Origin of the sequence: uncultured Amnibacterium sp., from assembly GCF_964250715.1 — a bacterium.
Classification (GTDB): domain Bacteria; phylum Actinomycetota; class Actinomycetes; order Actinomycetales; family Microbacteriaceae; genus Amnibacterium.
Genome location: NZ_CAXUGX010000011.1, coordinates 24,720 through 41,949 on the forward strand (window position 1 = coordinate 24,720; position 17,230 = coordinate 41,949).

The window sequence follows — 17,230 nt, forward strand, 5'->3', positions numbered from 1 at the left end:
GGGTCGCCGAGTTGCGACGCATCGACATGCTGGTCCGATCCGGGCCCGGTGCGTCACCCGCAAGGGCGAACGAGACCTTCGGCCCGACACCAACGACCGCGATTCTGCGGTCCGTGCGTCGTCCGGCCGGGCCCTTCGGCTCCCGGTCGTGCGGCTCGACCGAAGGAGCACCCCCATGTCCACGACCCTGCCCACGCAGCGGCCGGACCCGGCGCAGTTGCGCCGCTGGCGGCAGCACCTGGCCGACGAGCGTGCGGAGGCTGCGATCTACAACAACCTCGCCCACCGCCGCACGGGCGAGGAGCGCGAGATCCTGCTCGGGCTGGCGGAGGCGGAGAAGCGGCACGAGGCGTACTGGTTGGCGCTGTTGGGCGACCGGGTCGGCAAGCCGCGCCGGACCGACCTGCGCACTCGCCTGCTCGGTCTGCTGGCGGGCCGGTTCGGATTCGTCTTCGTGCTCGCGCTTCTGCAGCGCGCCGAGGGCCGCTCCCCCTACGACGACGATCCCGACGCGACCTCCACGATGGCCGCCGACGAGCGCCTGCACGGGGAAGTCATCCGATCGCTGGCCGAGCGCGGCAGGAAACGGCTGTCCGGGTCGTTCCGGGCGGCGGTGTTCGGCGCCAACGACGGCCTGGTCAGCAACCTCTCCCTGATCCTGGGCGTCGGCGCGAGCGGCGTTCCGATGGCGGTGATCCTGCTGACCGGCGTCGCGGGGCTGCTCGCCGGAGCGCTCTCGATGGGTGCCGGCGAATACGTGTCGGTCCGGTCGCAGCGGGAGCTGCTGGAGGCCTCGACCCCCGATCCGCGCGCCCACACCCTGCTGCCCGATCTCGATATCGACACCAATGAGCTTGCGCTCCTGTTCCGTTCCCGCGGCCTGGACGAGGAGGAGGCAGCGCGGCGAGCCGAAGAGGTCCTGGCCGGAGGCCGGGATCAGCGCACCGCGATCGGCGGCGACGTCGACACCCACGAAGCGGTCGGCAGCGGCCTCGGCGCCGCGCTCAGCAGCTTTCTCTGCTTCGCCTCCGGAGCGATCATCCCCGTGCTGCCCTATCTCTTCGGCGCGCAGGGGATCGTCGCGGTCATCCTGTCCGCGGGACTGGTCGGCCTGACCCTGCTCGGCACCGGCGCGATCGTCGGGATCCTCTCCGGAGGGTCCCCCCTGCTGCGCGGCCTGCGCCAGCTGCTCATCGGGTACGGCGCCGCCGCCGTCACCTACCTGCTCGGCCTGCTCTTCGGTACCGGCGCCGCGGGCTGACCCTCGAGGGCCCGCCCACCGGACGATTCGTACCGATCGCCTCCGTACAGGTTCAGGACAGACGTGCAGGCGCGCCTATGCACGCGTCTCGAGTCCGTACAGATCCTCGGCGCCGTTGCGCCCAGCGACCTTGCGAGGGAAGACGAATTGCGGCCTTCATCACGCTCGAAGTCAATACCCCGAAATCGGGCTGCCGGCGAGTAGCGTCGCACCGATGTGATCGCAGTGATTGGGTGTTGTCGCACTGATTGGGATGTCGGGGGATGCCATGTTTTCAACGGTCTACATCAGTGAGTCGACTGCCGCCTTCCAGGTGGACGATCTACCGGCCCTGGTTGCGCAGGCCAGTGACAAGAACGGCAAGGCGGGCCTGACCGGACTGCTCCTCTACAGGGACGACAGGTTCCTTCAGACGCTCGAGGGTCCGGAGCAGACGGTCCGTGCACTGATGGCCGCCATCACGGCAGATCCGCGGCACGACCACATCCGAGTGCTCGCCGAGGAACAGATCGAGCAGCGGCGGTTCCCGGACTGGTCCATGGTGTGTCCGCAGGTCGCCGATGCTGATGCAGAGGCCCGTCTCGGCTCCGCCGATCTCCTGGCTCACGCTCGGGAAGGGCTCCAGGCATTTCCATCGCGGACGGCCTTACTGCTGCATTGGTTCCAGATGCACTGACCTCGCCGATCGTCGCAATGTGCGCCTAGTCGACCTTCCGGAGCGAGCACCTGGCGGACTACCCGAACAAGCAGTGCACCGGTGGTGCGTCCGGCCGGCCCGCCTATTGATGCGTGGCAGCCGGAGTCGTATTCCGTCGCCGGTATGCGCAAGTACGGATCAGGACCGCCAGCAGCAGGAAGCCGGCCAGCATCACGACTGCACCATCACGACTGCGCCATGACGAGAACGCCCCGAAGGCGGGGTGTTGACGGAGTGATCGACGTGATGCGATCGCAGGGTGAGCAAGTTGAAGTCGAAGAGGGAAACCGTGTTCTCGGCGGTCTACATCAGCACGTCGACGTCGGAGTTCAGGGAGGGCGATCTGCCCGCTCTGCTGGAGAAGTCCCGCGAGAACAACGGTATGGCCGACTTGACCGGCATGCTCCTCTACCGGGAAGGCCGGTTCCTGCAGGCACTCGAGGGGCCGGAGGACACCGTTCGCGCCGTGATGAGCATCATCGCGGCGGACCCGAGGCATGAACACATCCAGGTACTCGCCGAGGAACAGATCGAGGAGCGGCGGTTCCCGGCTTGGTCCATGGGCTACCCGCAGGTCAGCGATGCGGACGTCGAGACCCTGCCGGGCTTCACCGACTTCCTATCCAGCAATCAGCGCGCGTTCCAGGACTCCTCGTCGCGGGCGACACTGCTGCTGGACTGGTTTCGGGCGCACTGACCCTCTGCTGAGTCGCGCGATCGTCGTCCTGCCTCGGTCCCCTACCCTCGATGGGGACCCGGGGAGGACGCAACCGATGCCCGCACCGCAGATCGATCCGCCTGCCCGGCTGCTGATGGGGCCGGGTCCGGTGAATGCCGACCCGCGTGTGTTGCGGGCGATGTCCGCGCAGTTGACCGGCCAGTACGACCCGTTCATGACGGCGACGATGACCGAGACGCAGCAGCTGTACCGCGAGGTGTTCCGCACCGAGAACGACGCGACCGTGCTCGTCGACGGCACGTCGCGCGCCGGTATCGAGGCGGCGATCGTGTCGCTCGTCGCGCCCGGTGAGCGCGTGCTGGTGCCGCGGTTCGGCCGGTTCGGTCACCTGCTGGTCGAGATCGCGGAGCGTGCGGGGGCCGAGGTGCACACCATCGACGTGCCGTGGGGGCAGGTGTTCGCGCCCGAGCAGATCGAGGCCGCCGTGCGCGAGGTACGGCCCGCGCTGGTCGCAGTGGTGCACGGCGACACCTCCACCACCGTCGCGCAGCCGCTCGCGGACCTCGGCCCCATCTGCCGCGAGTACGGGGCGCTGCTCTACTCGGACACGACGGCGAGCCTCGGCGGCAACGACTTCCGCACCGACGAGTGGGGGCTGGACGCGGTCACCGCCGGCCTGCAGAAGTGCCTGGGCGGACCCTCCGGCAGCGCCCCCATCACCCTCTCGCCGCGCGCTGTCGAGGTGGTACGCGCCCGCAGCCGGGTCGAGGCCGGGCTGCGCGACCCGGCGGACAGCGACGGCGCCCGCGGTACCGAGCGCATCCGCTCCAACTACTTCGACCTGGGGATGATCCTCGACTACTGGGGCCCGGCCCGCCTGAACCACCACACCGAGGCGACCACGATGCTCTACGGCGCCCGGGAGTGCGCTCGGGTGCTGCTGCAGGAGGGGCTGGATGTCGCGGTCGAACGCCATCGGCTGCACGGCGAGGCGATGCTCGCCGGTTTGCAGGGCCTGGGGCTGACCCCCTTCGGCGACCTGGCCCACCGGATGACGAACATCGTGGCGGTCGAGATTCCGGAGGGGGTGGTCGGCGACGATGTGCGCGGCGAGCTGCTGGCCGACTATGGCCTGGAGATCGGGACGTCGTTCGGTCCGCTGCACGGGCGCGTCTGGCGGATCGGGGTGATGGGGGTCAACGCCCGGCGCGACACCGTGCTCACCACGCTGGCCGTGCTGGAGCAGGTGCTGCGGCGGCACGGCGTCGCGGTGCCGCCCTCGGGCGGCGTGGACGCGGCGCTCGCGTCGTACGGGTCGGCGTGAGTATCGCCGGCGTGAGCACCGCTCGCCCGAGCGGCGCCGACGCCGCGCGGGTGATGGATCGCTGCGACCGGCTCGCAGGCATCAGTTCGCTGCCCGGCGGCATCGAGCGGGTGCACCTCAGCCCCGAGCACCGTGCCGCGAACGATCTCGTCGCCGGCTGGATGGCGGAGGCGGGGCTCGCGGCGCGCCAGGACGCCGCGGGCAACCTGATCGGCCGGCTGGAGGGGAACCGTTCCGACCTGCCCGCGCTGGTGCTCGGCAGCCACCTGGACACGGTCACCGATGCGGGCCGGTACGACGGGATCCTCGGCGTGCTCGTCGCGATCGAGACCGCGCGTCGGATCGCCGACTCCGGTCTCGAGCTGCCGTTCGCGCTGGAGGTGCTCGGCTTCACGGACGAGGAGGGCACCCGGTTCGGCAACGCCCTGTTCGGCTCCCGCGCCTTCGCCGGGCAGGTCGGCGAGCCGTGGCTCGCGCTGCGCGACCGGGCCGGGACGTCGGTGCGCGACGCGCTGACGGCCTTCGGCCTCGATCCGGCGCGGGTGGGCGACGCCGCCCGCGACCCGGCCAAGCTGATCGCATACCTGGAGGTGCATATCGAGCAGGGACCGTACCTGGCGGACAGCGGCCGCGCGCTCGCCGCCGTCTCCACGATCGCGGGCGCCCGCCGGTTCGCGATCACCGTGACGGGCCGCGCGGGGCACGCGGGCGGCACGCCCTACGACCGTCGACGTGATGCGCTCGTCGGCGCGGCCGAGATCGTCGTCGAGATCGAGCGGCTCGCGATCCGCACCGGCACCATCGCGACGGTCGGGCGCATTCGCGCCTTCCCCGGCGGCATCAACGTCGTGCCGGGCACGGCGCGGTTCTCCCTGGACCTGCGGGCGGAGCGCGACGAGGACCGCGACGCGGCGTTCGCGGAGCTGCAGGCGTTCGCCGGGCAGGTCTGTGCCAGGCGGCGCCTCGGCTGGCACGTCGAGGAGCTGTATCGCGCCGATGCCGTGGCATGCGATCCCGCCCTGCAGCAGGCGATCGAGGCGGGTATCCGCACCACCGGCGACGCCGATCCGGCGGTGCTGTGGAGCCGTGCGGGCCACGACGGCATGGCGGTCGCGGCCGTCACTCCGTTCGCGATGCTGTTCGTACGCTGCGGCAACGACGGCATCAGCCATCACCCGGACGAACTGGTGGCGGAGGACGATGTCGCGCTCGCCATCGACGCCTTCGAGGCAGCCGTCCTGCACCTCATCCAGGCACACGGATAGCACACCGTCCGCGCCCCGAGGCGGCGCGGACGCCTCCCGAGTATGGAGCGACCTCCTCAACGACGCAGGATTTCGGCCTCGAGATCGGCGGGTCGCCGGAATTCCCCGTCGTTGGGCGGGATCTCCGTAGTTGGTGTGGTGAAGACGGCGGCACGCGGCCCGTATCAGGGGCCGGCATCGGGGGTGGAGGACGGTCGGTCGACGTCCGCGCCCGTGAACAGGTCGCCGCACTCCACCCGCCGAGCGCCGGCTGCGGCCAGGTAGGCGCCGGCCCCGCGGTCGCCGTGCAGGCCGTTCTGCACGCGTGCCCAGTGGTGACGACCGAGCAGCGCCGGATGGCCGGGCGTCCCGTCGTAGACGGCCTGCCGCAGCGAGCCCGCATCCGCCCCACCGTCCAGCAGACGGAGGCAGGCGGCGACCGGCAGATCGGGCAGGTCGACCAGGGTGATGAGGACCGCGTCCGTGTCCTCATCGGAGTCCGCGAGCGCCCGCAGTCCTGCCTTCAGCGACGCGGAGAGGCCCTGCGCCCATGCCTCCGCGAGCACCACACGCGCTGTTCGGGGGACGAGCCCGCTCGCCTCCTGGGCGGCGGCGCCGAGCACCACGAGCACCGGAGCGCAGCCTGCCTGCTGCAGCGCGGCGACCGCGCGTCGCACCCACGGGTCGCCGTCCGACGTGCGGGCGAGCGCCTTCGGACCGCCGAAGCGGGTACCCGCGCCGGCCGCGAGCACCAGTCCCGCGGTCCGCGACATGGCCGCAAGTCAAGCAGGCTGCACATGTCGAGCGGGCCGGCACGAGTCGAGCGGGCCATGCCGGTCGAGAGGCCCACGCCTGTCGCTAGGGTCGGAGCCGGGAGGCACGGTGCTCGACATCGACGACGCGACGCTGCGCGAGCGGCTGCACGCGGCGCTCGGCGTGCAGCGCTGGGTCGACGAGGTCGTAGCGCGGGCTCCGTACGCCTCCGTGAACCGGCTCGTCGAGCGCGGTTCGGCGGCCGCGGCGCAGCTGACCGACGCCGAGCTGGACGAGGCAGCCGGGCACCACCCGCGCATCGGCGAGCGCGCCTCCGGCGACGGCACCGCACAGCGCCTGTCCGCCGACGAGCAGGGCGGCCTGCAGCGGTCGTCCGAGGGCGCAGAGGCCGAGGTCGCCCGCGGGAACGCGGTCTACGAGCAGCGCTTCGGACGGGTCTTTCTGATCCGTGCCGCCGGCCGCAGTACCGACGAGATCGCCGCCGAACTGCAGCGACGGCTGAAGAACACCGCCGACGACGAGGCGGCGGAGGCGAAGGAGCAGCTGCGCCAGATCGCCGAACTGCGGCTGCGCACGCTGTTCGAGGTCGACTCGTGAGCCAGGTCACCACCCATGTGCTCGACGCCGCATTCGGCGGTCCGGCGGTCGGCGTGGGCGTCACCTTCGACCGACAGGTGGACGACGGCTGGCGCGAGATCGGCGGCGGCGCCACCGACGCCGACGGCCGCATCACCGCCCTCGGCCCCGATGTGCTGCAGGCCGGGATCTACCGGCTGACCTTCGCCACCGGCGACTACTTCGAGGCGACCCGTCGTCCCTCCTTCTACCCGGAGGTGCAGGTGACGTTCCGCCTGGAGGGCCGTCAGCACCACCACGTGCCGCTGCTGCTCAGCCCGTTCGCCTACTCCACCTATCGCGGCACCTGACGGGCCGTCCGGCCGCGAGCCCGACGGGGTCAGCGGGCGAGCAGGTGTGCGAGACCCGGCACCACGACGTTCGGGCGCGGCCACTCCGCCTTCGGCTCGACGCCCCGCCGATCGATCCAGACGCCGCGCAACCCCGCCGATTGCGCGGCCTCCACGTCGTGCCACAGATGGTCGCCGACCATCGCGGCGCGGTCCGGAGTCGTGCCCGCCTGCACGAGAGCGTGCTCGAAGATGCCCGGCTGCGGCTTCATCACACCGACCTCGCTGGAGATGATCAGCGGATCGAAGTACGACTCCAGCTCGACCGCCCGCAGCTTGGCGCGCTGCACCGCGGCCGCCCCGTTCGTCACCAAGCCGATCCGCACGCCGCGCTCGCGCAGGGCGTCGAGCACCGCGACCGCGTCCGGATACACCCGGTGCGCGCGCCGTTCCAGCTGCTCGTGCGTCGTGACCGCCAGCCGCACCGCGTCCTCGTCCCGCACCCCGCAGCCGGCGAGCGTCTGCCGCCAAGCCTCGGTACCGAGCGCACCGACGTCGACCGCGCCGATCATCCACTCCTCGTACACCTCGGGCCACAGGTCCGCCCAGACCCGCGTATTCGACGCCAGCAGGTCGTCGACAGCCAGTTCCGCGCCTGCCGCGATCACCTCGCAGGCGCCGCGTACCGCAGCGGGCAGGCCGCTCTCGTCGAGCAGCGTGCCGTCCAGGTCGAAGAAGACGGTGTCGATGCCGAGCAGCGCATCCGGCACGATCGGCGGCCCTCCCTCACGTCGAGGGAGCCGACCCTACGGCAGGCATCTGACGAGGTCACAGCCGAGGCCGCCGCCGGCCCGCTAGCACCCGGCCGGATGACCGGTCCCTCAGTCCTGCCGGTCGGCCCACAACTGCTTCTGCACGAGCATCGCGAGATCGCGGAGCGGAGCGGGGTCGACCTGCGAGGCGTCGCGGGGCTCGCCGTCCATCACGCAGAGCGACCCGATTCGATAGCCGTCGGGCGACTCGATCGGATAGCCGGCGTAGAAGCGGATGGGGGGATCGTCGCGCAGTGCCTCGATGTGCTTGAAGTGCTCGTCCTGCCAGAGGTCGCCGTACACGCTGGCGCCGTCGCTGCGGATGGTGTGGTCGCACACGGAGTCGGCTCGGGGCAGTTCTTCCCTGTCCATGCCGACCTTGGAGTAGTGCACCTGACGGTCGTGATCCAGCACCGTGATCGTGGCCAGGCTGGTGCGATACAGGTTGCGAGCCAGTTCGGTGATGCGGTTCAGGCGCTCGTTCGCCGTGCCGGGCAGCAGGCCCATCGCATCGACGGCCCGCTGCCGCTCATCCTCGGGCTCCGCCTGGCTGCGCCGGGAGCGCGCCGAACCCTGGGTGGGTGGACCCGCGGACAGCCTGGGTGCGAGTGCCGTGGCGATGCTGTCGGCCCACTCGTTGAAGATCAGTGCGCCGCGTGACCCCAGGCGGCCGGGCGGCCCGCTCGGGGCGGGCAACCGCCGATAGAGCACCCGCGGGCGGGACTCGCACACGGACTCCGTCGCGGCATTCAGCACGATGGCGTGCCGGTCGGCGATCGCGGCCGGCCGGCCGGTGAAGCTGCCGACCGATCGGAGCGGCTGCGTGCCCATCACGAGGATCTGCGTGGAGACCGACGACCGCTCGAGCACGTCGTCGAGCAGGGCTGTCAGCGAGCGCCGCCACCGCCGCTCCGGCGTCAGTCGTGCAGCGTCGGCGACGCCGGACAGGATCACGATCGCGTCGTAGCGCCACAGCCGCACATCGTGCAGCAGTCCGTGCATCGTCTCCATCGTGACCGCCGGCCCGGTCCGCGCTTCCACGTCGGTACCGCGGCCCGTCGCGGCCGCCAGCGTGCGGGCGACCTGGCCGGTGAGCGCGAGGTCGTGCGTACGGACCGCGGCCGAGACGCCGAAGTCGTTGCCGACCAGCAGTATCCGGTCGGGATCGGGACCGCCGCCCCGCGCGACGGGTGCGTCGGTCGCGCGTGCCAATATGCGGTGCCGCTCGTCGGTCGCGCGCCCCCAGGCGCGCATGAACGGACGCATCGCCAGCACACGCAGGCCGTACAGCGTGTGAGCGAACCGGCTCGGCGGAGCAAGCGCGGGATCGGTCATGCCGCTCGCTCCCCGTCTCGTGTCCGCTCGACAAGCCCTGCAGAACGGTTCGGTGTGGTCAGGCGCTCTGACAGCGCCGTCCCCTGGTACCCGATCCGCCCGTTCCGGGACGATCCTTGCGGTCGCGGCGCATCAGGCGCTGGCCCTTGTGCTGCGGAGCGGAAGCAGGTAATACACAGGATTCTGACGTGATTCTTTCGGCGCCGACGAGGTCGTCGTCGAAAGGCCGGACGGCGCGGCGCGGCCGTCAGTCGGCGCGCTCGGCCCACAGCTGCTTCTGCACCAGCATCGCCAGGTCGCGCAGCGGGCCGGGATCCACCTGCGAGGCGTCCCTCGGCTGCGCGTCCATCACGCAGAGCGACCCGATCCGGTAACCGTCGGGCGACTCGATCGGATACCCGGCGTAGAAGCGGATCTGGGGATCGCTGCGGAGCGCGTCGACGTGCTGGAAGTACTCGTCCTGCCACAGGTCGCCGTACACAGTCGCGCCATCGCGGCGGACGGTGGCCTCGCACATCGATGCGGCGCGCGGGAACTCGGGCAGATCGAAGCCGAGTCGGGAGTAGTTGACGTGCCGGGTGTCGTCGAGCACCGTGACCGCGGCCATGCTGGTGCGATACAGGTCACGAGCCAAGTCGGTGATCCGGGTGAGGCGGTCGTCTGCCGAATGCGACGGCAGTCCCATCGCCTCGACCGCGGCCTGGCGCTCCGACTCCGGCTCCGGCTGATTGCGCAGCGAGCGGGCCGAGTCGACGGCGGACGCCCCCGCGACGAGGCGGGGTGCGAGGGCCGTGACGATCGCGTCGGCCCACTCCCTGTGGATCACGGCGCCGCGGGACCCGGGCTGCCCCGGCGGCACGCTCGGTGACGGGAGGCGTCGATAGCTGACGCGCGGGCGCGAGGCGCACACGGACTCCGTCGCACAGTTCAGCAGGGTCGCATGACGATCCGCGACGGCCCCGGGCAGGCCGGTGTACAGGCTGACCGAGCGCAGCGGCTGAGTGCCCATGACCAGGATCTGGGTGGATGCGGAGGCTCGTTCCAGCACGTCGTCGAGCAGCGCCGTGAGCGCGCGGCGCCACCGACGCTCGGGGGTCAGTTGCGCGGCGTTCGCGACGCCCGCCAGGATCACGATCGCGTCGTAGCGCCACAGTCGGACGCCCTGCAGCAAGCTGTGCATCGTCTCGATCGTCACGTCCGGGTCGGCGCGCGTCTCCACGTCGGTTCCACGGCCGGTCGCTGCGGCCAGCGCACGCGCCACATGGCCGGTCAGCGCCAGGTCGTGAGCGAGGACTCCCGCCGTCAGCACCCCCACGTTGCCGACGAGCAGGACCCGATCCGGATCGGCTCCGGTCGCTCGGGCGGCCGGTGCGTCGGTCGCGCGCGGGACACGGGCGCGCTGCTCGTCGGTCGTCCGCACCCAGGTGCGCATGAACGGGCGCAGTACGACCCGGCTCAGCGCGGAGAACACGAGCACGAGGGGGTTCGGTGACAGCGGTGCACAGTCGCTCACGCTCATCGACCTCCGTCGCCGCGCGACCGGGCGGTCCGCTCGTCACCCGACCAGTGGGTCGGCGAGCAGAGCGTATCCGGGCGGTCGTCGCACTGTGGCGTCCCGCGCGGGTGGGCGTCACCCCCCGATCGGGACTGTTCTCAGTAGTGGGTGCGGTCGCCGTGGTCGAGCCAGGCGTCGAACGGCGCCGTGGCGTCGGGCGGTCGCAGCGATTCGATCGCGATGTGCCACGACTCCCTGGGGGTCTCGAACAGCTCGTAGAACGCCCGGTCGTCGAACCCGCCGCGAGCCGCGTCGTGCCGGTCGGCGGCGAACACGACGCGGTCCACGCGCGCCCACAGCGCGGCCGACAGGCACAGCGGGCACGGCTCGCACGACGTGTACAGCACGGCGCCCGGTAGCGAGAAGTCGCCGACGGCGCGGCACGCCGCGCGGATCGCCTGCACCTCGGCGTGGGCAGTGGGATCCAGGTCGCGGGTGACTCGGTTGCGGCCCTCGGCCAGCAAAGCGCCGTCCCGCACGAGCACCGCACCGAACGGGCCGCCGCCGTCCGCCACGTTCGCGATGGCCAACGCCACAGCGTGCGCGAGCCAGGCGCCGTCCGGCTCGGAGTCGGTGGGCCCGGAGTCGATCGGCTCGGAGTCGGTCATGCCGGCGCGGCCGTCACGCCAACCCCGTGAACGCCCACCAGGCGTCGCCCGCGGGTGCCGCATCGTCGCGCTCGACGGTCGCCTGAATCAGGCCGTAGGGCCGGTCGTCGGCGTTGAAGACCTCGCCGGGGTTCTCCAGCCCGAACCGCTCCAGGTCCACGACGAAGTGGTGCTTGTTCGGCGCGGAGAGGCGCACCTCGGCGATCGCGGGGAACGCGGTCAGCACCGCGGTCCCCATGTGCCACAGGGTCTGCTGCAGCGCGAGGGAGTGCAGCGTGGCGAACTCCCGCAGCATGGTCGCCAGCACGTCGGCGGCCAATCCGTTCCAGTCGGTGGCCGCGGCCGGATCGGTCAGCCGCCACCGCGCCGTGAGCGCCGTCGCGAGCACCCGGTCGTCGGTCGGCGCCAGGGTCGTGTACTCGTCCTGCAGAAAGTCCTTGAAAGCGCTGCCGGTGGACTTCAGCACCGTCAGGTCCTTCACGCCCTGCACCACGTGGGTCGCGTCCGGCTCGACCGTGATCGCCGCGGTCCGCACCTGCTGCCCGGAGCGCACCCACGTGTGATCGTGCTCGGCTCCGTCCACCAGCACCCGTGTCCAGTCGTACCGCTCGATCTCGATGCGGGCACCCTGCACCGGGGCGACGTCGTCCACGAAGTGCCGGGCCAACGAGAGCCCCCACGCCTCCACCGGGTCGACTGGGTGCGTCTTCGCCCAGACGTAGGCGGTGTTCTTCTGGGTGTCGGTCGGCAGCACGTCGCGCTGGTCGCCCCGCAGGTAGGCGGCGGAGAAGTCGCCCCGCAGCGCCGTCGACACGTTCAGATCGACGATCTCGTGCCGCGGAGCATCCCGCACGATCCGCACGACCCGGGTCTCGGCCTTGCCGTACTGCGCGGTCCCCAGCACGATCGCCATGCGACTCATCCTGACAGCGGCATGTGTCGGCCGTGTAACCGCCCGCCGCCCGACGCTGCCGGAGGGGGTCAGACCCGGCTGAGCAGCCGGCCGGCGGGGCTCGCGGTGCTGACCGGCGTTCCCGCAAGCCACGTGCCGCGGACCCGACCCGTGAGCGGGCGGTCCAGGTAGGCGCTGACCGCGTTCCGATACCTCAGGGCCGCGGGCTGCAGGCGCACCGGCTCGTCAGGAGCGAACACGGCCAGGTCGGCCGCCCCGCCGACCTGGATCCGGCCCTTGCCCACCAGCCCCGCGAAGTCGGCCGTCGCGGTCGCGATCCAGCCGACGACCCGCTCCAGCGGCACGCCCCGGTCGCGAGCGGCGGTCCACACCGCCGCGAGGCCGCTCTGCAGCCCGGCGATCCCGCCCCACGCCACCTGGAAGTCGCCGCCGCCGGCGAACTTGCGCTCGGGTGTGCTGGGGGAGTGGTCGGACACGATGAAGTCGATCGTCCCGTCCAGCAGGCCGGCCCAGAGCGCATCCTGGTTGCCGGCGTCCCGGATCGGCGGGCAGCACTTGTACTGCGTCGCCCCGTCGGGAACGTGCTCCGCGTCGAGCGTCAGGTAGTGCGGGCACGTCTCCACCGTGATGCGCAGCCCCTCGGCCTTCGCGGCGGCGAGCATCGGCAGGGCGGCGGCGGCCGACAGGTGCAGGATGTGGGCCCGGCCGCCGGTGCGGCGCAGGCCGTCGAGCACGCCCGAGATCGCCGCCGTCTCGGCCTCGGGCGGGCGGGAGTCGACGAACCGCCGGTATTCGCGGCCGCCGCTGTTCGCGGCCCGGATCAGCACGTCGGGATCCTCCGCGTGCACGATCAGCAGGCCGTCGAACGGCGCGAGTTCGTCCAGCGCCGCCTGCAGCTGCGCGCGGTCCAAGTGGGGGAACTCGTCGACGCCCGACGGCGCCAGGAACGCCTTGAACCCGAAGACGCCCCGGTCCCAGAGCGCCTGCAGGTGCCCGAGCGAGTCCGGGACGGCGCCGCCCCAGAACCCCACATCCACCGAGACGGCGCCTCGGGCCGCCTGCTGCTTCGCGTCGAGCGCCGCGGGGTCGATGGTCGGCGGGATCGAGTTCAGCGGCATGTCGATCAGGGTGGTGACGCCACCCGCCGCGGCGGCGTCGGTCGCCGTGCGGAACCCCTCCCACGACGTGCGACCCGGCTCGTTGATATGCACATGCGTGTCGACCAGTCCGGGCAGCAGCACCTCGTCGTCCTGCAGGGTCACGGCGTCGTCGCCCGCCTGGAAGGCGTCTATCGCGGCGATCCGACCGCCGTGCAGCCGCACGGTCGCCGGCCGGAAGGCGCCATCGATCAGTACCCGCCGCCCGCGCAGCGAGGTCGCTCCGGATTCCAGTGTGCCGTCGCTCACGTGGCTCCCTCCGCCGACGGAGCCCAGTCAACCAGGGGTGGCGTCGGTACCCTGGCGCATGCCGACGCTGCTGGTCTGCCCCAAGCACATGGAGTACGGGCCGTGCGGCGGGGTGCGCGCCGACGGCCGGTGCGAGGTGGCCGAGGCGCCCTGCGCCTTTCTCGACACCCCGGTCGTTCCGTGGAGCGGACTGGATCGCCGCACGCCGATCCGCCGATCGAGCGACCCCATCCCCTCCGCTGCGGCGATGCGCGACCTGCTGCGCACCCGACCGATCGTCGTCGCGGACCTGCCGGCACGGGCCTGTTCCAGCGCCTCCATCCGCGAGGTCGCAGCGGTGCTGACCGGGCACGTCGACGCGGTGCTGGTGGGCGACAGTGGAGACGCGCGCGTGCAGTTCCCGCCCGCGTACCGCGCGGCGCTGCTGCACGGGGCCGGGCTGACGGTGCTGACGGGCTTGAACTGCCGCGACCGCAACCGCGTGGCGCTGCAGGGGGAGCTGGCCGGGCTGGCCGACGCGGGCGTCGCAGGTGTGCTCTGCCTGACCGGTGACCACACCGACACGGGGGAGCGGCCGGACGCGATGCCGGTGTTCGATCTGGACTCCACCGAGCTGGCGGCGCTCGCCGCCGCCGCCGGGCACCTGGTCGCGGTCGCGGAGTCGCCGACCGTTCCGCCCGCTTCCAACCGTCCCGGCCGGCTCGTGCAGAAGCTCGCGGCCGGCGCCGAGGTGTGCTTCGTCGATCACGCCGGTGGCGCGGAGCCCGTGCGCGCCTTCTCCGCGGCGGCCCGGGACGCCGGTGCCGACTGCGCGTTCATCGCCTGCGTGCCGCTGGTCGTCGATGCGGCGAGCGCCGCGCTGCTGCAGAGCTTCACCGCCCTGGTGCTGCCCCAGGGCTTCCTGGCCGGGATCATGTCGGCCGCCGACCCGTTCACCGCGGGGATCGAAGCCGCCGTGCGGCTGAGCGCGGAGCTGCTGGAGGCAGGAGTCGACGGCATCGACCTGTCGGGCGGCAGCGGCGGCGCCGGCGAGGTCCGCTTCGCCGAGGCGATGGCCGAGACCGCCGACCGGCTCGGCCTGCGCTGAACCGCCGGTCCCGGTCCGCTTGCGCGCGCTGAGTCAGAACTCGCCGGCCAGCCGGTCCTCCCGGGCGTCGGCCAGGTCGTACAGGTCCTGTGCCGTCGAGATGGCCCGCGAGCTGTACGCGCCGACCGCTCGGGCGTCCTGCAACTCCTCCCGGGCCGCGTCGCGCATGCGCCGCCGCAGAACGACCAGCTGCTCGCGCAGGCCCGTCTCGCTCGGCCCGGCCGGTTCCTCGTCGCTCGTGTCCAGGCGGGTGAAGCGGTCCCGCAGCAGCTCCAGCACGCGCGGGTCGGCGGGCCGGCCGCCCACCACCGTCCGAGTCGGGTCCTCCAGCAGCGACAGGGACGCCGCGTTCACGTGGTCCAGCAGGCCGTGCAGCTCCCGCTGGTACGCGTCCTGGCCATCCGACTGCACGCCCAGCAGGCGGATGACCAAGGGGAGCGTGCCGCCGAACACCAGCAGCGTCAGCACGGCCACCGTGAAGGCGATGACGATCAGCAGCGAGCGGTATTCCAAGTCATCCGGCAGCGACTGCGCCGCGGCGAGGGTGACGACGCCGCGCATCCCGGCCCAGGCGATCACCGTGCCGCCGCGCAGACCCAGGCCGTTCTGGCGAAAGAAGTCGAGGTCCGCCCGGCGCTGCGCCACACCGCGTGTCGCCCGCTTCTTGCGTCCGGACTGGCGGGCGGTGGCCGGCTCGAACTCCTCCACCCGCTCCGCGAACTTCTCGAGCCGGGGCTCGGCGCCCAATCGCCGTCGGTCTCGGAGGCGCAGCACCGGCAGTTCGACCAGCACGTACAGCGCGCGCAGCCCGACCAGCACGGCGGTCAGCAGCACGCCGAGGCCGATGGCCTGCGCCGGGGTGCCCGTGTCCTCGCCGCTCAGGGTGTCGATCAGGGGCTTGAACTCCAGTCCCATCACGAGGAAGACCCCCTCCTCCAACAGGAACTGCACCGTGCGCCAGTTGGTGTGGTCGTTGACGCGCTGGGCCGGGGCGAAGGCGGTCGCACCGCGGTGGCCGGTGATCAGCCCGGCGATGACCGTGGCGAGCACGCCGGAGGCGCCCAGATGATCGGCCGGCAGGAACGCGACGAACGGCACCCCGAACGAGATCGCGGTGGTGAGCACCGGGTCCGAGAGGCGAGCGCGCACGGCGACGGTCACGTAGCCGACGATCGCGCCGATCGCGGCGCCGACCACCACAGAGAACACGAAGCCGCCCGCGATCGAACCCACGAGCGCCGGCACGTTCTGCAGATCCGCGGTCGCATCGCCGCCCGAGGTCAGTGCGATCGCCGCGACCGCCGTGCGCAGCACCACCAGCGCGGTCGCATCGTTGACCAGGCTCTCGCCCTCCAGCACCGTGACGAGCCGCTCCGGCAACCCGAGTCGCTTGGCGATCGACGTCGCCGCGACCGCGTCGGTCGGGCTGATCACCGCCCCCACGGCCAGTGCGGCCGCCAGGTTCAGGTTCGGGAAGATCGCGTACAGCAGCAGGCCGGTGACCGCCGTGGTCAGGATCACGAGCACGATCGACAGCCCCGCGATGGCGGGCAGGTTGCGCCGAAAGTCGACCGCGGGCAGGTTCACCGCAGCCGCGTACAGCAGGGGCGGCAGGATCACGTCGAGCAGGATCTCCGGCGGGATGTTCGTCAGGTCGGGCATGCCGGGGATGAAGCCGGCGGCGACTCCGGCCACCAGCAGGATCAGCGGCGCCGCCACCCCGGTGCGGTGCGAGAACACCGCCACCACCACCACGATCGCGAGGGCGCCGATCAGCAGCAGGCTCGGGTCGATCATCGGAGGGCCTCTCGTTCAGCGCGGGCCGATGTGCCGTGGGCGAGGATGCGTGCATGCCCTCGTACTCGGCCACCCTCTCGTCCATTCTCGACCGTGAACCCCAGCCGCCGGGCGGAATCACCACCGCCGACGTCGACTACGACGTGAGCGGCACCGCCTGCGCTGGTTTTCTGGCCCTGCCCGCGGGCGACGGTCCCGCGCCCGGGGTGCTCGTGGTGCACGACTGGCTCGGCGTGGGCGACTACGTGCGCATGCGCTGCGAGATGCTCGCCCGGCTGGGCTACGTCGCATTCGCGGGAGACATCTACGGCGCCGACACTCGCCCCGGCCCCGCCGACGCCGCCGCGGTGGCCGGCGGGTTCTACGGGGACAAGGCCCTGTTCCGCACCCGCCTGACGGGAGCGTTCGACCGGTTGCTGGCCGAGGACCGGGTCGACGCCACCCGCACCGCGGCGATCGGCTACTGCTTCGGTGGCTCCGGCGTACTCGAGCTCGCCCGCACCGGCGCCGACGTGTCCGGGGTGGTCAGTTTCCACGGTGGACTGCAGCCCGGGCCGGAGGGGGAGGCGCAGGCGATCCGCGCCAAGATCCTGATCCAGACCGGGGCGATCGACCCCGTCGTCCCCGACGATGCGGTGGTGGCGATCGAGAACGAGTTCCGCGCCGCGCCCGACCTGGACTGGCAGTTGACCGCCTACTCCGGCGCCATGCACGCCTTCACGCAGCCGGACGCGAACAGCCCGGACTACGGCGCCCAGTACAACGCATCGGCGGAGCGCCGCAGTTGGCAGGCGATGAAGGGGTTCTTCGCCGAACTGTTCTGACCCTCTGCC

At 72.0% G+C, this 17,230-nt stretch carries 17 protein-coding genes; 9 read left to right on the plus strand and 8 right to left on the minus strand.

What is annotated here, in order from left to right:
• The first annotated feature begins 175 nt into the window (after window positions 1-175).
• The 5 genes from ACFE7H_RS11290 to ACFE7H_RS11310 all read left to right on the plus strand — a co-directional run bounded on the left by ACFE7H_RS11290 (window position 176) and on the right by ACFE7H_RS11310 (window position 5,226).
• The gene (locus ACFE7H_RS11290) at window positions 176-1,261 is read left to right on the plus strand and encodes a VIT1/CCC1 transporter family protein (RefSeq protein ID WP_375401335.1); all 1,086 of its coding nucleotides are present in this window, start codon (window positions 176-178) and stop codon (window positions 1,259-1,261) included.
• A 253-nt stretch (window positions 1,262-1,514) separates the two neighbouring features.
• A complete protein-coding gene (locus ACFE7H_RS11295) occupies window positions 1,515-1,937 on the plus strand; it encodes a BLUF domain-containing protein (protein WP_375401336.1) in 423 nt (140 codons plus the stop codon).
• A 280-nt stretch (window positions 1,938-2,217) separates the two neighbouring features.
• Window positions 2,218-2,655, plus strand: a complete 438-nt coding sequence (locus ACFE7H_RS11300) for a BLUF domain-containing protein (protein WP_375401337.1) — start codon at window positions 2,218-2,220, stop codon at window positions 2,653-2,655.
• 76 nt (window positions 2,656-2,731) lie between these two features.
• Window positions 2,732-3,961 carry a pyridoxal-phosphate-dependent aminotransferase family protein gene (locus ACFE7H_RS11305; RefSeq protein WP_375401338.1) on the plus strand — a complete coding sequence of 410 codons (1,230 nt, stop codon included), beginning with the start codon at window positions 2,732-2,734 and terminating at the stop codon, window positions 3,959-3,961.
• An 11-nt stretch (window positions 3,962-3,972) separates the two neighbouring features.
• On the plus strand, window positions 3,973-5,226 hold the full coding sequence (locus tag ACFE7H_RS11310; RefSeq protein ID WP_375401339.1) for an allantoate amidohydrolase: 1,254 nt from the start codon (window positions 3,973-3,975) through the stop codon (window positions 5,224-5,226).
• 164 nt (window positions 5,227-5,390) lie between these two features.
• Here ACFE7H_RS11310 and ACFE7H_RS11315 read toward each other — a convergent pair whose 3' ends face one another.
• Window positions 5,391-5,978, minus strand: a complete 588-nt coding sequence (locus ACFE7H_RS11315) for an NTP transferase domain-containing protein (protein WP_375401340.1) — start codon at window positions 5,976-5,978, stop codon at window positions 5,391-5,393.
• A gap of 109 nt (window positions 5,979-6,087) precedes the next feature.
• Between ACFE7H_RS11315 and uraD the strand changes: the two genes are divergently transcribed.
• Both uraD and uraH read left to right on the plus strand, forming a co-directional pair.
• The gene (gene uraD, locus ACFE7H_RS11320; RefSeq protein ID WP_375401341.1) at window positions 6,088-6,576 is read left to right on the plus strand and encodes a 2-oxo-4-hydroxy-4-carboxy-5-ureidoimidazoline decarboxylase; all 489 of its coding nucleotides are present in this window, start codon (window positions 6,088-6,090) and stop codon (window positions 6,574-6,576) included.
• Window positions 6,573-6,905 carry a hydroxyisourate hydrolase gene (gene uraH, locus ACFE7H_RS11325; protein WP_375401342.1) on the plus strand — a complete coding sequence of 111 codons (333 nt, stop codon included), beginning with the start codon at window positions 6,573-6,575 and terminating at the stop codon, window positions 6,903-6,905. Before uraD ends, uraH begins: the two co-directional genes overlap by 4 nt.
• A 29-nt stretch (window positions 6,906-6,934) precedes the next feature.
• On the opposite strand, the gene ACFE7H_RS11330 is transcribed toward uraH, so the two are convergent.
• The 6 genes from ACFE7H_RS11330 to allB form a co-directional block, all read right to left on the minus strand.
• Window positions 6,935-7,654 carry an HAD family hydrolase gene (locus ACFE7H_RS11330; protein WP_375401343.1) on the minus strand — a complete coding sequence of 240 codons (720 nt, stop codon included), beginning with the start codon at window positions 7,652-7,654 and terminating at the stop codon, window positions 6,935-6,937.
• A 111-nt stretch (window positions 7,655-7,765) separates the two neighbouring features.
• On the minus strand, window positions 7,766-9,031 hold the full coding sequence (locus tag ACFE7H_RS11335; protein ID WP_375401344.1) for a hypothetical protein: 1,266 nt from the start codon (window positions 9,029-9,031) through the stop codon (window positions 7,766-7,768).
• 247 nt (window positions 9,032-9,278) lie between these two features.
• Window positions 9,279-10,544 (minus strand): hypothetical protein, encoded by a 1,266-nt coding sequence (locus tag ACFE7H_RS11340; RefSeq protein ID WP_375401345.1) that lies wholly within the window; start codon window positions 10,542-10,544, stop codon window positions 9,279-9,281.
• A gap of 140 nt (window positions 10,545-10,684) precedes the next feature.
• Window positions 10,685-11,194, minus strand: a complete 510-nt coding sequence (locus ACFE7H_RS11345; RefSeq protein ID WP_375401346.1) for a nucleoside deaminase — start codon at window positions 11,192-11,194, stop codon at window positions 10,685-10,687.
• 13 nt (window positions 11,195-11,207) lie between these two features.
• A complete protein-coding gene (gene pucL / locus ACFE7H_RS11350; protein ID WP_375401347.1) occupies window positions 11,208-12,107 on the minus strand; it encodes a factor-independent urate hydroxylase in 900 nt (299 codons plus the stop codon).
• A gap of 68 nt (window positions 12,108-12,175) precedes the next feature.
• Window positions 12,176-13,513, minus strand: a complete 1,338-nt coding sequence (gene allB / locus ACFE7H_RS11355; RefSeq protein ID WP_375401348.1) for an allantoinase AllB — start codon at window positions 13,511-13,513, stop codon at window positions 12,176-12,178.
• A gap of 58 nt (window positions 13,514-13,571) precedes the next feature.
• On the opposite strand from allB, the gene ACFE7H_RS11360 reads away from it, so the two are divergent.
• On the plus strand, window positions 13,572-14,600 hold the full coding sequence (locus ACFE7H_RS11360; RefSeq protein ID WP_375401349.1) for a methylenetetrahydrofolate reductase C-terminal domain-containing protein: 1,029 nt from the start codon (window positions 13,572-13,574) through the stop codon (window positions 14,598-14,600).
• 33 nt (window positions 14,601-14,633) lie between these two features.
• On the opposite strand, the gene ACFE7H_RS11365 is transcribed toward ACFE7H_RS11360, so the two are convergent.
• Window positions 14,634-16,397 (minus strand): cation:proton antiporter, encoded by a 1,764-nt coding sequence (locus tag ACFE7H_RS11365; protein WP_375401350.1) that lies wholly within the window; start codon window positions 16,395-16,397, stop codon window positions 14,634-14,636.
• Window positions 16,398-16,450: 53 nt separating this feature from the next.
• Here ACFE7H_RS11365 and ACFE7H_RS11370 point away from each other — a divergent pair, with 53 nt between their 5' ends.
• The gene (locus tag ACFE7H_RS11370; RefSeq protein ID WP_375401351.1) at window positions 16,451-17,221 is read left to right on the plus strand and encodes a dienelactone hydrolase family protein; all 771 of its coding nucleotides are present in this window, start codon (window positions 16,451-16,453) and stop codon (window positions 17,219-17,221) included.
• Window positions 17,222-17,230: the final 9 nt, after the last annotated feature.

Bases quoted from the DNA above. Each gene is read 5' to 3' on its own strand.
- ACFE7H_RS11290 (WP_375401335.1), top strand. From the start codon at position 176: ATGTCCACGACCCTGCCCACGCAGCGGCCGGACCCGGCGCAGTTGCGC.
- ACFE7H_RS11295 (WP_375401336.1), top strand. From the start codon at position 1,515: ATGTCGGGGGATGCCATGTTTTCAACGGTCTACATCAGTGAGTCGACT.
- ACFE7H_RS11305 (WP_375401338.1), top strand. From the start codon at position 2,732: ATGCCCGCACCGCAGATCGATCCGCCTGCCCGGCTGCTGATGGGGCCG.
- ACFE7H_RS11315 (WP_375401340.1), bottom strand. From the start codon at position 5,978: ATGTCGCGGACCGCGGGACTGGTGCTCGCGGCCGGCGCGGGTACCCGC.
- ACFE7H_RS11335 (WP_375401344.1), bottom strand. From the start codon at position 9,031: ATGACCGATCCCGCGCTTGCTCCGCCGAGCCGGTTCGCTCACACGCTG.
- ACFE7H_RS11345 (WP_375401346.1), bottom strand. From the start codon at position 11,194: ATGACCGACTCCGAGCCGATCGACTCCGGGCCCACCGACTCCGAGCCG.
- pucL (WP_375401347.1), bottom strand. From the start codon at position 12,107: ATGGCGATCGTGCTGGGGACCGCGCAGTACGGCAAGGCCGAGACCCGG.
- ACFE7H_RS11360 (WP_375401349.1), top strand. From the start codon at position 13,572: ATGCCGACGCTGCTGGTCTGCCCCAAGCACATGGAGTACGGGCCGTGC.
- ACFE7H_RS11365 (WP_375401350.1), bottom strand. From the start codon at position 16,397: ATGATCGACCCGAGCCTGCTGCTGATCGGCGCCCTCGCGATCGTGGTG.
- ACFE7H_RS11370 (WP_375401351.1), top strand. From the start codon at position 16,451: ATGCCCTCGTACTCGGCCACCCTCTCGTCCATTCTCGACCGTGAACCC.